Origin of the sequence: Microcoleus sp. MON2_D5, assembly GCF_036701905.1 — a bacterium.
Taxonomy (GTDB): Bacteria; Cyanobacteriota; Cyanobacteriia; order Cyanobacteriales; family Microcoleaceae; genus Microcoleus.
The window spans coordinates 123,445-139,062 of sequence record NZ_JAUBRM010000001.1; the positions used below are offsets into that span (position 1 = coordinate 123,445).

General features: G+C 45.4%; 13 protein-coding genes. 8 read left to right on the forward strand and 5 right to left on the reverse strand.

From position 1 onward, the window contains the following. Positions 1-14: 14 nt before the first annotated feature. From QUA47_RS00525 to QUA47_RS00535, 3 genes are read right to left on the reverse strand one after another with little or no spacing between them, the layout of a single operon-like run. Positions 15-2,111 carry a SpoIIE family protein phosphatase gene (locus QUA47_RS00525; protein WP_333429287.1) on the reverse strand — a complete coding sequence of 699 codons (2,097 nt, stop codon included), beginning with the start codon at positions 2,109-2,111 and terminating at the stop codon, positions 15-17. Continuing rightward, entirely contained in the window at positions 2,108-3,100 is a 993-nt protein-coding gene (locus QUA47_RS00530; RefSeq protein ID WP_333429288.1) for an ABC transporter substrate-binding protein, read from the reverse strand. The genes QUA47_RS00525 and QUA47_RS00530 overlap by 4 nt, the downstream gene beginning before the upstream one ends. Before the next feature lie 9 nt (positions 3,101-3,109). Next, on the reverse strand, positions 3,110-4,090 hold the full coding sequence (locus QUA47_RS00535) for an ABC transporter substrate-binding protein (protein ID WP_333429289.1): 981 nt from the start codon (positions 4,088-4,090) through the stop codon (positions 3,110-3,112). A gap of 646 nt (positions 4,091-4,736) precedes the next feature. Between QUA47_RS00535 and QUA47_RS00540 the strand changes: the two genes are divergently transcribed. The 4 genes from QUA47_RS00540 to QUA47_RS00555 all read left to right on the forward strand — a co-directional run bounded on the left by QUA47_RS00540 (position 4,737) and on the right by QUA47_RS00555 (position 9,182). Further along, the gene (locus QUA47_RS00540; RefSeq protein ID WP_333429335.1) at positions 4,737-6,308 is read left to right on the forward strand and encodes an NAD(P)H-quinone oxidoreductase subunit N; all 1,572 of its coding nucleotides are present in this window, start codon (positions 4,737-4,739) and stop codon (positions 6,306-6,308) included. A gap of 143 nt (positions 6,309-6,451) precedes the next feature. Beyond that, entirely contained in the window at positions 6,452-6,841 is a 390-nt protein-coding gene (locus QUA47_RS00545; RefSeq protein ID WP_333429290.1) for a Uma2 family endonuclease, read from the forward strand. A gap of 312 nt (positions 6,842-7,153) precedes the next feature. Then, the gene (locus QUA47_RS00550; RefSeq protein ID WP_333429291.1) at positions 7,154-8,764 is read left to right on the forward strand and encodes a cyclic peptide export ABC transporter; all 1,611 of its coding nucleotides are present in this window, start codon (positions 7,154-7,156) and stop codon (positions 8,762-8,764) included. After that, positions 8,754-9,182, forward strand: coding sequence for a GNAT family N-acetyltransferase (locus QUA47_RS00555; protein WP_333429292.1), 429 nt, complete (start codon positions 8,754-8,756; stop codon positions 9,180-9,182). The genes QUA47_RS00550 and QUA47_RS00555 overlap by 11 nt, the downstream gene beginning before the upstream one ends. A 2-nt stretch (positions 9,183-9,184) precedes the next feature. Here the strand turns inward: QUA47_RS00555 and QUA47_RS00560 are convergent, their stop codons facing one another. Further along, positions 9,185-9,544, reverse strand: coding sequence for a Spx/MgsR family RNA polymerase-binding regulatory protein (locus tag QUA47_RS00560; protein WP_333429293.1), 360 nt, complete (start codon positions 9,542-9,544; stop codon positions 9,185-9,187). A 29-nt stretch (positions 9,545-9,573) separates the two neighbouring features. Continuing rightward, on the reverse strand, positions 9,574-10,017 hold the full coding sequence (locus QUA47_RS00565) for a DUF4332 domain-containing protein (protein ID WP_333286182.1): 444 nt from the start codon (positions 10,015-10,017) through the stop codon (positions 9,574-9,576). 396 nt (positions 10,018-10,413) lie between these two features. Here QUA47_RS00565 and QUA47_RS00570 point away from each other — a divergent pair, with 396 nt between their 5' ends. The 4 genes from QUA47_RS00570 to QUA47_RS00585 all read left to right on the forward strand — a co-directional run bounded on the left by QUA47_RS00570 (position 10,414) and on the right by QUA47_RS00585 (position 15,563). Further along, positions 10,414-11,802 (forward strand): aminopeptidase P family protein, encoded by a 1,389-nt coding sequence (locus tag QUA47_RS00570; protein ID WP_333429294.1) that lies wholly within the window; start codon positions 10,414-10,416, stop codon positions 11,800-11,802. 182 nt (positions 11,803-11,984) lie between these two features. Then, positions 11,985-13,541: an adenylate/guanylate cyclase domain-containing protein gene (locus QUA47_RS00575; RefSeq protein WP_445302471.1), complete on the forward strand. Its 1,557-nt coding sequence runs from the start codon at positions 11,985-11,987 to the stop codon at positions 13,539-13,541. Between the two features lie 215 nt (positions 13,542-13,756). Further along, positions 13,757-14,740, forward strand: coding sequence for a GntR family transcriptional regulator (locus tag QUA47_RS00580; protein WP_190659127.1), 984 nt, complete (start codon positions 13,757-13,759; stop codon positions 14,738-14,740). A 100-nt stretch (positions 14,741-14,840) separates the two neighbouring features. Next, positions 14,841-15,563 (forward strand): nitroreductase family protein, encoded by a 723-nt coding sequence (locus tag QUA47_RS00585; protein ID WP_333429296.1) that lies wholly within the window; start codon positions 14,841-14,843, stop codon positions 15,561-15,563. Positions 15,564-15,618 lie beyond the last annotated feature (55 nt).

A 15,618-nucleotide genomic window follows, 5' to 3' on the forward strand; every position in this document is an offset into this window, starting at 1 on the left:
TCAAACTTTGTTCTTCATTGTAGCATTTCTCCGGGGCAAATGATTTTATTAACTAAATTTCCCTTTTCAGTAACGTCAGCCTGCAGCTTAAAGACTAGCAACGTAATATCATCAAACACTTTCTGCTTACCGATATGTTGCCGCACATCTACAATCACCGCATCCTTAACTCCTGCGGCAGACTTGTGCCAATTTTGACTAATTACTTGACACAATTGCTTCAGTCCATACTGCTTTTTGCGGATGTTATAGGCTTCTGGAATCCCATCAGTATAAAGCACCACGCCATCTCCAGGTTCTAGCTCAATCAGGATGTGACTGATGAAGTCTGCGATATCATCATCTAAAGCGATCGGGAAGCCTAACTCCATCGTGTCGATGCGCTCAACATCTCCATTTTTTCGCACAACTAGCGTTTCTTCATGCTGACCGCTGATGCTAATGACTCCTTGGGAGTAGCTCAAAATCGCCAGCGTCAGACTTTTCTCAGAGTTCATGCGCTGTACGTTTTTGTAGAGGGTACGGTTGAGTACATCCAGGAATCGAACGGGGTCTAGTTCACGAATCTCTTGCAGGGTGCGAACTGAGGTTTGCGCCATCAGCATCAGAATGCCGCTTTCGAGGCCGTGTCCGGTGACATCACCGATCGCCAGTGTGACAACACCATCGATCTGTAGCACGTCGTAGTAGTCACCTCCGACTTCATCAGCGGGTTCCATGTATCCGGCGATATCTAGTCCGTCAATTTCCAGTTCCTCAGGGTTAGGCAAAATCATTTGCTGGATGTGACGCGCGACATTCAATTCTGCACCTAAGCGGAGGTTGTCTACTTTGAGTTTTTCGTTGAGGGCAATGATTTCCTGATTAGCATTAGCGAGTTCTGCTGTTCGTTCTTTAACTTTGTCTTCGAGGGTTTCAAAGGATTCTTGGATTTGCCTCGCCATGCTGTTGAAAGATCGTGCCAGCAGACCGATTTCGTCTGCCGATCGCATCTTCACACGCATATCTAAGTTACCCGCCGTAAACTGGGCAACGGCTTCGGTGAGGTAAATCACAGGCTTGGTTAATAGTTGTGCGATCGCCAAAGCGATGATAGTTACAATTGTGGCGATGATTGCTAATAAAAGAAGTGCATCCTGTATTTGTTTTTCTACAGGTGCTAGGGCAACGGCAATGGGTTGTGCGAAAAGAACTGACCAAGGTTTATATTTCAGGCGGGCGATCGCTAAGAGGCTCAACTCATTATTACCCGTAGCTGCCAATCGTGTGGTTAGATAAGGCTGTTTAGTGTCTAATGCTTGCTTGAGGTCGGGCAAATTGATTGCAAGTTCTTTCGTTAGAGTCTTAGGCAAACGCCCTTCGCGTTGCAGTTTCGCTACAACATTGGGTGACAAAGGCACAATCGATTTGAAAAGGAGTTCAGGTGTAGTGCTATGTGCCAGATGGATATAGTGTTCATCTAAAAGAACTGCTAAGGATTTCGCACCCGCGTGTTCAGTTTCCCGAGTCACCAACTGCTGGACAGATGTGGCATTGTATGTCACCCGCAATACACCCAATATATTTCCCTTGGCATCGCGAACAGGACTGCTAAAGAAGAGCGTCACGAGGTTGGAAATTGTCGGCGATTGCCTAATACTAGAAACAAAAGATAGTTGAGTTTTGAGCGGTTCTTGGAAGTAATCTTGACCGGATTCATCTCGCCCAACATCCGGTGTATTCGTATCGAGGACATTCCGTCCCTCTAAGTTGAGCAAGGCATAGGAGATAATATTAAGCATATCTTTGCGACTGAGCCGGGTTAAGGTTTCAGTCGCTAACATCTCTTGCGGACTACCATTTCGCCGTTCTGGAGGTAGGCCCAGATAGGCAGCCAAACCTGGTAAAATCGCTTCTACGCGCACGGCATTGAGATTCGCATCGATAAATCCATCTATTCTGTTAGCGGTTTGGTTAGCCGCCGCAGATAGGGCTTGTCGTGCGTTGTCGGTCAATGCCTTTTGAGTTGTCTGCTTGTTGATAAATGCTAACAACAGCAACGGAATTAGAGCAACGAGGAGAAACGACACGATTAACTTTGTACGAATGCTGTTGAAAAACGAGCGCTTCATGGTTTCAGACTAGGAGGGGGGGTTAAGAAAGAAGAATTGAACAAGGTTTCTAGATTGGGAAGGCGCGTCACATTGCCAGCGCGAATAAAAAAGTCGGCATATTTCTGGGCAGTTTTGTAGATATAATTAGGGCTGTCTGATTGAAAGAACTTTTGATTTTCTGCAAGGTCAGTGAGGTCTATTCCCTCGAAAGAGCTTGTCTTGATTGGCATATTCAACGCTTTGCTCACGAGCTCGTTTCCTTCGGGAATATTTGCTTCCCAATAGGACAAGCCTTGAAGCCAGCCTCGCACAAAGGCGCGAATATCTTCGGGGCGATCGCGTATCGCCTCACCCCGAAACGCGACCAAATCCAAAATTAAGCCTGGGGTTTGCTTGCTGGTAAATAGGATATGTGCCCCTAATTTTAATGATTCAGAAAGATGCGGTTCCCAAGTGTGCCCTGCTTGGATAGCATTGTTTTGTAAGCGATTGGGAACTTCTAAACCATCAACTTTAACCAGGCTAACATCATCGCTCGTCAGCTTAGAGATTTTCAACATCTCAGTAACGAAGACTTCGCTAAAGCCGCCTAGATTTGCACCAAGCTTTTTTCCTTTCAAGTTAGGGATTGTTTTAATGTCGGATTGCGCGACTACCACATCTGCACCTGTGGATTCATCCACAACCATCACAGCTTGCATATCAGGATATGTGGCACTCAAGATCATAAAATCGCCCAAGGTCAATCCAATTCCATCATACTTCCCTGCACTGAAATCCGCTTGTTGCAATTGTAAGTAGTCTACATAGCTGAGTTCCACGTCTACCCCTTGCGCTTTGAAGAATCCTTTCTCTTGAGCAATGAGGCCCGGTCTATGGCCAACAAAAGAGATCAAACTTACTTTCAGGGGAGGACGTTTTACTTTTAGAGATTCCACAGAATGACAAGCAAACAGCAGCCCGCAGGTAATAATAATAAAGATGCTGTTGAAAAAGGAGCGCTTCATGGTTTCAGACTAGGAGGGGGGGGTTAAGAAAGAAGAATTGAACAAGGTTTCTAGATTGGGAAGGCGCGTCACATTGCCAGCGCGAATAAAAAAGTCGGCATATTTCTGGGCAGTTTTGTAGATATAATTAGGGCTGTCTGATTGAAAGAACTTTTGATTTTCTGCAAGGTCAGTGAGGTCTATTCCCTCGAAAGAGCTTGTCTTGATTGGCATATTCAACGCTTTGCTCACGAGCTCGTTTCCTTCGGGAATATTTGCTTCCCAATAGGACAAGCCTTGAAGCCAGCCTCGCACAAAGGCGCGAATATCTTCGGGGCGATCGCGTATCACCTCACCCCGAAACGCTACCAAATCTAAAATTAAGCCTGGGGTTTGTTTGCTTGTAAACAGGATATGCGCCCCTAATTTTAATGCTTCAGAAAGATGCGGTTCCCAAGTGTGCCCGGCTTGGATAGCATTGTTTTGTAAGCGATTGGGAACTTCTAAAGGCTCGACTTTAACCAGGCTAACATCATCGCTCGTCAGTTTAGAGGCTTTCAACATCTCAGTAACGAAAACCTCGCTAAAGCTGCCTAGATTTGCACCGAGCTTTTTTCCTTTCAAATTAGGGATTGTTTTAATCTCCGATTGCGCGACTACCACATCTGCACCTGTCGATTCATCCAAAACCATCACAGCTTGCATATCAGGATTTGTGGCACTCAATATCACCAAATCGCCCAAGGTCAATCCGATCCCATCATACTTGCCTGCACTGAAATCCGCGTCTTGGAATTGTGAGTAGTTTACATACCTCAGTTCCACGTCTACCCCTTGCGCTTTGAAGAATCCTTTCTCTTGAGCAATGATCAGAGGTGTATAGCTAACAAAAGGGACCAAAGATACTTTCAGGGGAGGACGTTTTACTTTTAAAGGTTGCGAAGAATGACAAGCAAACAGCAGCCAGCAGGTAATAATAAATATACAGATGTAATTGAGTAGTTTAGACATTCTAGCTAGAGCATTCCTGGTGTAGAAAAGGCAACTGATATTTTATTGAACCCGATCAACCTAAGTGCATCCTCGGCCATCGCTGCTAAACCTGTTGCGGTGGCTATATCTAGAACAAGCTTGCCCGATCGCACTTTTACCCATTTTACTAACCGAGTTGCAGCTTGTTTATGAAATTCATTTTCCTAGTCGGGGCGGTTGTTGAAGCCATTGGAAGTCTGCTGTTTGTAGGCGCTTAGCGAGTCAGTCATGCCGAATTACGGGTTTAACTCACATCTTGCACCATTCTCAAGGACGGGCTCTCCGGCCCGTTCCACAAAAGATAAATTTTCTTGTGGAACAGGCATCTTGCCTGTTCCTAAAAGACTAATTGACAATGGTGCAACAGATGAGGTGTAACTTTCTACATTGTGGCAGTTATGGTCGATCGCGACTCTCGTCCTAGGTGACATCAGCCGGCAATCTCTACAATGCCTGCAAATGTATGCAAAACCGCTACCGAGTATCAACTCTCCGGCAACAAACACCCGCCCAACTGGGATCGCGAAGCTGTAATCCGCTACAATCTGTGTTTGGTAAAGAATTTTTACAAGTTCACAGCCCATTACAGCCTTTGCGGCTTGTACTACCCAACCTGCCTGAAAATATGGATTTTGCTACTCTTGCTGCCCAGCTAAATGCTGGAACTATCTTGCCAGAGGGAATTGTCATCATCACCCTCTTGGTGGTTCTCGTCGGCGATTTAATCGTAGGCCGCAGTTCCTCGGCTTGGACTCCCTACGTTGCCGTTGCGGGTTTGTTGGCCGCCGTCGCTGCCTTGTGTTTGCAGTGGGATAACACGGATACCATCTCGTTTCTGGGCGGTTTTAACAGCGATGCCTTGAGTTTGGTGTTTCGCGGAATTATCGCTTTGAGTACGGCTGTCACTATTTTGATATCCGTCCGCTATGTACTGCAAACGGGTACTGCTTTAGCGGAATTTATCGGCATTTTGCTGACCGCTACTTTGGGGGGAATGTTCCTCAGCGGCGCTGATGAATTGGTGATGATTTTTATTTCGTTGGAAACTCTGAGTATCTCGTCTTATTTGCTGACGGGTTACACAAAACGCGACCCGCGTTCCAATGAAGCTGCTTTGAAATATTTGTTAATTGGGTCGTCTTCTTCGGCGGTGTTTCTGTACGGGCTTTCGCTGTTGTACGGGTTGTCTGGCGGCGAAACTAAGCTGAGTACGATCGCGGCTAACCTTTCTACTGTGGATGAAGGTCAATCTCTCGGTTTGGTGATTGCTTTGGTTTTTGCGATCGCCGGAATCGCCTTCAAAATCTCTGCGGTTCCCTTCCACCAATGGACTCCTGACGTTTACGAAGGTTCTCCTACACCCGTTGTTGCCTTCCTTTCTGTCGGTTCCAAAGCAGCCGGTTTTGCCCTAGCAATCCGCTTGTTAACAAGTGCTTTCCCCGCACTTACCGAACAGTGGCACTTCGTATTCACGGCCTTAGCCATTCTCAGCATGGTGTTGGGGAATGTGGTGGCCCTCGCCCAGACTAGCATGAAGCGGCTTTTGGCTTATTCGTCGATCGCCCAAGCCGGTTTTGTAATGCTGGGTTTGATTGCAGGAACAGAAGCCGGTTACTCCAGCATGATATTTTATCTGTTGGTTTACCTGTTTATGAACTTGGGTGCTTTCGCCTGCATCATCCTGTTCTCGCTGCGGACTGGAACCGACCAAATTAGCGAATACTCGGGTTTGTACCAAAAAGACCCGCTGTTAACTTTAGCCTTAAGTATTTGCCTGCTTTCTCTCGGTGGAATTCCGCCCCTGGCTGGATTTTTCGGCAAAATCTATCTGTTCTGGGCTGGCTGGCAAGCAGGACTTTACGGCTTAGTTATTCTGGGATTAATTACCAGCGTAGTTTCGATTTACTACTACATCCGCGTTGTCAAGATGATGGTAGTAAAAGAACCTCAAGAAATGTCAGACGCGGTAAAAAATTATCCCGAAATTCGCTGGAACCTTCAGGGACTGCGGCCTTTGCAAGTCAGCGTTGTACTCACCTTGGTTGCGACCACATTGGCGGGAATTTTGTCGAACCCTTTGTTTAACTTGGCTAATGATGCTATTACCAAAACTCCCATGTTGCAGTCGGCATTGAGTCATGTGCAACCTGTTGCGGGTGCGAAAATTGAATCGAATTTGGTGTCTCGCCAGGATTAAATTTTCCTGTTTGTGAAATAGTGGAAAACGCCTGACTCTTTGCAGTTGGGCGTTTATTTTTTGGTGTGATATACTGTTAATTATGATTTTTAACCGCAGATGTAGACAGATTAACGCAGATAAAAGTTAGTACAGAGGCAATAATGTTAGTACAAAGTAAGGAAAAGTTTTATACTCCAGATGAGTACCGGGAGTTAGAGGAAACTGCTGAGTTTAGAAATGAATACCGCGATCGAGAAATTGTACCAATTGCAGGCAGCACGATTAATCGCAGCCAGATTAAAGGCAATATCTGTGCTTATTTGCATACTGCTTTGCGGGGGAAGAATGCAAAAGTATTTATCAGCGATTTGGGGTTGTGGATTCCTCGGTATCGACGGGGAACTTACCCGGATGTGATGGTGATTGAAGGAGAGCCAGTTTTCACGGAAGGACGGAATGATGAAATACTAAATCCTGTGTTGATTGTAGAAGTGCTTTCTAAGTATAGCGAGGATGTTAATAGAGAAGATAAGTTTCGGTTTTATCTATAGATTCCTCAATTCCGGGAATATCTATTAGTCAGCCCCTACGAAATTTTAGTCCAACAGTATCTTAAAACTGCATCTAATGAGTGGTTTTTTCGAGAATAGGAGGGAGAAACAGCAACAGTTTTATTCGATTCATTGGAAGTAGAAATGTCAATGAGTGATATTTATGAGCTGGTTGTATTTGAGATGTTGCCACCTTGTCAAGTACCTATTTAGGAACAGGCAAGATGCCTGTTCCACAACAAGTAAATTTTCTTGTGGAACAGGCATCTTGCCTGTTCTAGAAAGCACATAAAATTATTATAGAGGTAAACGATGAATGTAATTTGGTTACTGTTAAAGGCTTCGTGGTTAAATGTTTCTATCGCCATACTCACAGGCTTAATCAGCGGCGGTTGCAGCGCTATGTTAATTTCCCTAATTAACCGTGCAATCAGCGACAATTCCAATGGTAATTTAGTCTGGTATTTTGCGGGATTAGCCATCTTGGCTCTTTTGAGTGGCTTTGTATCCCAATTTTTGTTAATTTATCTCTCTCAAGAAGCTGTTTACAATCTGCGGCTGAGTTTGAGCCGTGGCATTTTGTCTACTCCTTTGCGGAATTTGGAAGAGTTGGGCGCTAACCGCTTGCTGGCAACTCTGACTGATGATGTGGGAACGCTTTCTAATACTATATTTTTGATTCCTTTTCTCTGTGTTGATATCGCCGTTGTCGTGGGCTGCTTAACTTATTTAAGCACGATTTCGGGTACGGTTTTTGTTGTTGTCTTTTGTTTTTTGGTGCTGATGATTGGCACGGTGCAGTTGTTGCTCAGCAAAATGCGGAAATTCTTCGATTTAGCCAGAGAAGAACAAGATATATTGTTTAAGCATTTTCGCAGTATTACTGATGGAATTAAGGAACTTAAACTGCATTCCTTGCGCCGCCAAGAGTTTTTTACGGAACAATTGCAGGTGAGTGCTGATGCTTCCCGCCATTATAACGTGACTGCTTTGAATACTGGTGCAGTTGCGATTGGAGTGGGTCAGTTGCTATTTTTTATGTTGATGGGTTTGCTGCTGTTTGCTTTGCCGAAATTTGTGCCAGTGTCTACACCTGTTTTGTCAGCTTACATTCTGACAAGTACCTATTTAATGTCTCCGTTTCAGAATATTTTGCAAAGGTTGCCGGCGATTTTTCGTGCTAATACTTCTGTGGAAAAGATAGAGAGAATGGGATTGGCTTTGGCGAGTCAAGCTGAGATAAGTTTAACGGTTAAACCGATTCAAACTGCTGAGTGGGCGACGCTGGAGTTAAATCGAGTAGTTCACAGCTATCCGGGAGAAAAAGAAGACAGCAATTTTAGTTTGGGAGAGCTAAATTTGAAGTTTCAGCCCGGTCAATTGGTGTTTATAATTGGCGGGAATGGCAGCGGGAAGTCTACTTTAGCTAAGTTAATCACTGGTTTGTACATTCCTGAATCGGGAAAAATTCTCCTCGATGGTCAGCCAATTACTGAGGAAAATCGAGAGTGGTACAGGCAGCATTTTTCTGCGATTTTTTCGGATTTCTATCTGTTTGAAAGGCTTTTGGGGATGACTAATCACGATTTGGACAAGCAGGCTGCTGAATATTTGCGAGAGTTTCATTTGGAAAATAAAGTTCAGGTGAAAGATGGAGTTTTGTCAACTACGGCTTTGTCTCAGGGACAGCGAAAGCGGCTGGCTTTGCTGACGGCGTATTTGGAAGATAGACCGATTTATTTGTTTGATGAATGGGCTTCGGATCAAGACCCGTTTTTCCGGGATATTTTTTACAAGCAGTTGCTACCGGAGTTGAAGCGGCGGGGGAAAACGGTTTTTGTGATTAGTCACGACGATCGCTATTTTGATTTAGCCGATCGCGCAATTAAACTAGATTACGGTAAAGTAGAGTATGACCGATAAAATGGATAACTACCGAATTGTCGAAACTTTGACCGAAAGCCAGGTTTCCGACTTGATGAATTTGTACAAAAACGAGTTTTGGAGCGACAAGCGGACGCGGCAGGGTGTGGTGAAAATGCTGGCTTCTACTGATGTTATCATTGGTTTGGTCGATGAGAGCGATCGGCTAATTGGCATTACCCGCGTCATCACCGATTTCGTATACAGAGCAATGATTTTTGATGTCATTATCAAGCCGACACACAGAAAGATGGGACTGGGTGCGAAGTTGATGGATGCAGTTTTAACTCATCCCGAACTGCAAGGTGTCGAGCATTTTTATCTTAATTGTTTGCCGAACATGATGCCGTTTTACGAGCGTTGGGGTTTCTCGGATGATATGGGCGAACTTAAGTTTTTACGGCGAACAACAGGCTGAACTCAGCCCTTTGAAAGCCCCAATTTTTCTCTCATTGCGTCTTCTTTGAAGCCTACTAAAACAGCCGTTCCATCTTTAACGAAAAGAGGACGTTTCAGCAGCATCGCATCCTTAGCAAAAGCCTCCACCCACTGTTCGCTCGTCCAATTTTTCTTGTCGTCGCCCAAAGCGCGGTAAGATTGACCGGAAGTATTTCGCATGGGTTGAAAACCCAAAGCAGCTACCCAGCTTTGAATTGTGGCGCGAGCCGGTGGCTGTTCTTTTGTGTTAATAAACTCGTAATTAACATCGCTATCTTTGAGCCACTGGAAAGCTTTTTTGCAGGTGCCGCAGTTCGGGATTCCGTAAACTTGAATTGACATAATAATGACTGTTGACTAATGACTAATGATTACTGACTACTGACTAATCTAGCTTGTTGAACCCATTTTTGCACGCGATCGACTGAAGGAGTCAAGTCATTGCGCTGCATTGTCGCTACGTGCAGCCTTAAAACTTGTTGGTGCAATCTCTCCACGGGCATTTGAGCCAATTGAGCCGGCGAAGCAACGCCGGCGTGAAGTAACAGCCCGCAATACTCACACCCTACACTCGGAATTCGAGCCAAATTTGCCATCGCTACCCATTTATTAACATATTGAATGTTAATCTGTAATTGATTGGCTAGCAACACTTTCGCCGCCTGGGTTTTGGTCATGCGAATTAGTTGCCCGGTTGTGGTGATGCTGCACTCTTCTAGTTGAGATTGGTTTTCCTTGCTCAATCCCGGTAAGTGTGCGATCGGCCAGTCGCGTACTTGCACAGAAGTTTGAGGAGCTTTATGAGAAATTTTCATGTTTTTTCAGTTAATTTTACTTATACTTTAAATTCTCAAAGATCAAACCGTCAATATAGGCGATCGCTCACGTCACCCAATCAACAAAAACCCGATCGAGGAATTTGATTAATTGCAGGTGTTGTGACATTTCTGCTAATTGCTTGCCCAGTAGCACTTTCAGCCTTTTTTTCCTGTCTGTGGCTCAGGCTTACTGCTTAACCAAATCATCCCGGCGATGACGACAAAGACTATAAAAAAGACAGCCTATAAATGCTAGCAAAAAATCAGATAAAGATGAGAGTTTTCTCAAAAATGTCTGCCAATTTGGCAGTCTGAATTTTAGTGCTTTAATGCCGAGAATGCAAAAACTTCCCGCTGACTGCAAACCCAACTCAAACTTATCGGTTTCTACCCATGACAATTACACAAGGTTATGATTTGTTAACTAATACTTTACAGCAACGGCGGCAAAAACTGGCCAGTTTAATTAATTTTCCGGTAATTCTCTGGTCTGGCCGCAGCATTCCTCGCAATTATCCGGCACTTACTTATCCCTTTCGTGCCAGCAGTCACTTTCTATATTTTGCTGGTTTGCCCTTAGAAAATGCTGCGATTCGCTTAGAATCGGGGAAACTAGAATTGTTCTTAGATGAGGCACCTGCTAGCAGCACGCTTTGGCACGGAGAAATGCCGAAAAGAGCAGAAATTGCCGAACTAATGGGGGCTGATGCTGCTTTCCCAATGGCCGAATTGAAAGCGCGAGCGACAAATGCAGCAACGATCGCCGTTCAGGATTCTTGGACTCAGTTGCAACAGTCTCAAATTCTGGATCGCCCTCTTGCACGGCCCAACTCGCCAACCGGAATCGACCTAGAATTAACTCAGGCGATCGTATCTCTGCGCCTGAGCCACGATGCAGGCAGTTTGGCCGAATTGCGTCAAGCTGCGGCTGTTACTGTAGAAGCTCACAAAGCGGGGATGGCGGCAACTCGAAATGCTCAAATTGAAGCAGGGGTGCGCGCTGCAATGGAAAGTGTCATCATCTCCAAAAATATGACCTATGCCTATCCCAGTATCGTTACAGTACATGGAGAAGTTTTGCACAGCGAACATTATCACAATTCCCTACAAACAGGAGATTTGCTGTTAGCAGATGTCGGCGCGGAAACATCAACGGGATGGGCGGCAGATGTGACTCGCACTTGGCCGGTTTCGGGCAAGTTTTCTCCGACTCAAAGAGCGATTTATGATGTAGTTTTGGCAGCGCACGATGCTTGTATTGAGAGAATTAGTCCTGGCGTGGAATATCAAGATATTCATCTATTAGCTGCTCGGATTATGGCGGAAGGATTGGTTGATTTGGGCATCTTGCGGGGCAATGTTGAAGATTTGGTAGAGATGGACGCTCACGCGCTATTTTTTGTGCACGGTATCGGACATCTAATTGGTTTGGATGTTCACGATATGGAAGATTTAGGAGATTTGGCTGGCTATCAAGAAGGAAGAACAAGAAGCAGTCGGTTTGGGTTGGGATTTTTGCGGTTGAATCGAGTTTTGCGTCCGGGAATGCTGGTATCGATCGAACCGGGATTTTATCAAGTTCCGGCAATTTTGAATAACTCTGAAAATCGTGCCAAATATAAAAATTTTGTTAAGTGGGACGAGTTGGAAAAATTCGCAGACGTGCGGGGAATCAGGATTGAAGATGATATACTTGTCCGCGAAGGGGGCACAGAAGTATTGACAGCGAAATTGCCAACAAAAGCTCTGGAGATTGAGGAGTTAGTTGCAGTAAGTGCATAAGTATTCATCGAATTAGATCGATCGCCCGCAGTTCCATCAAGTGTGAGAAAAGATAAAAAAATATGAATAAAGCTTGGCAAATAGGTCTTTTGATGCTAGTTGAAAGGCTGGCGACGCAAGTCCAAAAATTCGCAGCACTGAGACTTGCGCGCATTATTCGCAAACCTGTATACCCGCCGCCGATGCAGGCTGCGCCTTTGCCCAGCAACGAAGAAGAGAGGCTAGAAGCACTTCACCGCTACGACATTCTAGATACAGAGGCCGAAGCAGCTTTTGATGACCTAACAGCTTTAGCATCCTATATTTGCGGCACTCCTATTGCTTTAGTAAGCTTAATAGATTCTAACAGACAGTGGTTTAAGTCAAAAGTCGGTCTGGAAGCGCCAGAAACTCCGAGAGAGTTAGCTTTTTGCGCCCACGCTATTTTAAATCCCAACGAATTGCTAGTTGTACCGAATGCTCTAGAAGACGATCGCTTTGCCGGCAATCCGTTAGTAACTTCCGATCCAAATATTCGATTTTATGCTGGAGCCCCGCTAGTAACTGCTGACGGTTTCCCTATAGGCACTTTGTGCGCGATAGATACAGTTCCTCGCACTCTCACCCCACAACAGCTAGAAGCGCTGCGGACTTTAGGACGGCAAATTATTAACCACATGGAGTTGCGAATAAATCTGACTAAATTAAAGCGCGCACAGATCAGGAACAAACAAGTAGAAGCAAAACTGCGTTCTACAGACGAGCAAATTGTCAATTTTTTAGAAGGAATGAGCGATGCTTTTTTTGCTTTAGACACCCAGTGGCGATTTACTTACGTCAATTACAAAGCAGGGCAATTTTGGCAGCGCTCCCCGGAACAACTTTATGGTAAAAATTTTTGGGAAGAGTTTCCCGAATTAGTGAATTCGGATTTTTATGAAGAGTATCATGGAGCTGTAGCCAAACAAGTTGGTGTGGCTTTTGAACAATATTATCGTCCCTTGAAAGTGTGGGTGGAAGTCCGGGTTTTTCCTTCTCACGACGGCATTTCTGTGTTTTTTCACGACATAACCAAGCGCAGGCAGATGGAAGCTGCACTCAGGAAAGAACAGAAAAAAACTGAAAGGTTACTGCTAAATATTTTGCCCGAAGCGATCGCCGACAGGTTGAAGTACCAACCGGGGGTGATTGCTGACAAGTTTGAAAAAGCAACAATTCTTTTTGCTGACTTGGTGAATTTTACCCAAATTTCTACCACCATGTCTGCAACTAAATTAGTGTACTTGCTGAATGAAATTTTCTCAGCTTTTGACGAACTGAGTGAGAAGCACGGGTTAGAAAAAATTAAGACGATCGGGGACGCTTACATGGTAGCAGGCGGTATTCCCATTGAACGTCCAGACCACGCAGAGGCGATCGCCGAAATGGGGCTGGATATGCTAGCAGCAATTAAGGAATTAAATGTGAAGCTAGACGCGAAATTTGACCTCCGCATCGGGATTAATAGCGGGCCGGTGGTAGCGGGGGTAATCGGTACTAAAAAATTCATTTACGATTTGTGGGGAAATGCAGTGAATACAGCCAGCCGCATGGAATCTCACGGCATAACAGGTCGCATTCAAGTCAGCCACTATACTTATGAGTTGCTGCAGGATAAATATGAATTTGAAGATCGTGGCGAGATCGAGATTAAAGGTAAAGGGGAAATGCAAACTTATTTGCTGACGGGCCGGAAAATAGCAAGCGATCTCAAAATCTGAGAGTAAATAAAACTAAGACTTGACAGTACCTGATTGTTGAGGGAAACTCCCGAGGCTGCGATTAATCGCTTCTTCGGGCCGATCGTCCTGTGGCAGAACGGCTGCAGCAGATCGGCCAAATAAGATTATGCTATAGACAGAGATATCCGAGCAATCCTATGCGCGGTACTCAACGTTATAAAAATACTAAGTTGAAGTCGTGGGAGCCTTTAATAATGGTTCAATTTCATATTCAAACAGATAGCGATATTCCCGCATCCACCCAACTATTCAATCAAATCAGGTTTGCGATCGCCTCGCGACAATTTCCGCCCGGACACCGCTTGCCCAGCACCAGACAGCTAGCCATGCAGACGGGTTTGCACCGCAACACCATCAGCAAAGTATACCGCCAGCTCGAAAATACCGGACTCGTAGAAGCCCAAGCAGGATCGGGCATTTACGTCCGCGCCCTAGGCAACGAAGGCGGCAACAAACTCAAATCTCCGATCCTCGAAGAATATCCCCTGGCCAATAAAATAGTGCAAGGAAGTATCGATCAACTGCTGGGACAGGGCTGTACGCTCAACCAAGCGAGGGAATTACTTTTGGCCGAAATTGACTGGCGGCTCAGGTGCAGCGCCCGAGTGGTCGTCACAGCCCCCACAGAAGACATCGGCGTGGGTGAACTGATGGCGAAAGAACTCGAACAAGCTCTTCGCATTCCCATACAGTTAGTGCCGATGGAACAGCTAGGTACTTTTTTGGATCAAATCTCTTCGGGAACTGTGATTACGAGTCGATATTTTATCGGAGAAGCAGAATCGATTTCGGCACCGCGTTCTGTGCGAGTTATTCCCGTAGACATCTACGACTACAGCCAGGAAATCCAGCTAGTCGGGAGTTTGCCCAAAGACAGCTATTTGGGTCTCGTCAGCCTGAGTCCGGGAATGCTACGATCGACCGAAGTCATCATCCACAGCATCCGGGGAGAGGATTTGCTGGTGATGACGGCATTGCTGTCAGACGCCTACAAGATTAACTCGATCGTGCGATCGGCCAGAACAATTTTTTGCGACCAACCGAGTTTTGCTACAGTAAAAGCTGCCATCAATGCGGCTAGAGAAGATATTATTCGTCCCCCGCAACTGATATGCTCCGAAAATTACATCGGATCTAAGTCAATTAATTTGCTCAAGCGCGAGTTGGGCTTGGGATGACGAAGGAAGAAGGCAGAAGGAAGAGGGAAGAAGGAAGAAGGAAGAAAAACAATTCAACTTTTTTAAGTTACCCATCCCAATCCCCAATACCCCAACCCCAATGCCCAATGCCAATGCCCAACTACCGATTACCAATTACCAATTACCCATGACAATTGAAATCCAACCTTCAATTAATGTTAAAACCGCGATCGAAAGCCGCCGCGCCGCCCGCAGCTTCAAACCCGATCCGATTCCCCCAGCAATATTGGCAGAGATTTTGCGATTGGGAGTGCGATCGCCCTCTGGTTACAATTTGCAGCCTTGGCGGTTTATCGTACTTCAAGACCCAGCCAGCAAAGAAAAATTAAAAACTTGCGCCTTCGATCAGCGCCAAGTGGTAGAAGCCCCAGTAGTATTAATCTGTTGTGGCGATCGACGCGCCGCCGGGCCCGAAAACACCGAAGCCGTCATCGAATTGGGCAAAACCACAGGCGCAATGAATGACAATTTAGCCGGTTATATGCGCCAAGCAATCCCGCAATTGTTCGAGCACCGTCCCTGCTTCGACTCCCTAGAAGCTTGGACAAACAGACATACAATGCTCGCAGTAGCCCACTTAATGATTGCAGCTAAAAGTTTTGGGGTAGACAGTTGTCCGATGGAAGGTTTTGTCAGCGCTAAGGTGAAAGAAGCCTTTCAAATTCCCGAAGAAGTAGATGTTTGCTGTTTGCTGCCACTTGGTTATGCAGCAGAACCTTTCAAACAATATGGCGGACGTTTTGACGTGACTCAAGTTTATTACAGCGAAAGTTATGGGCAGGCTTTGCAAGCTGAGATTTGAGAGTTAAGATTTTGTTGCAACTTGAATTTTAAGAGTTAAGATTTGGAATGAATCG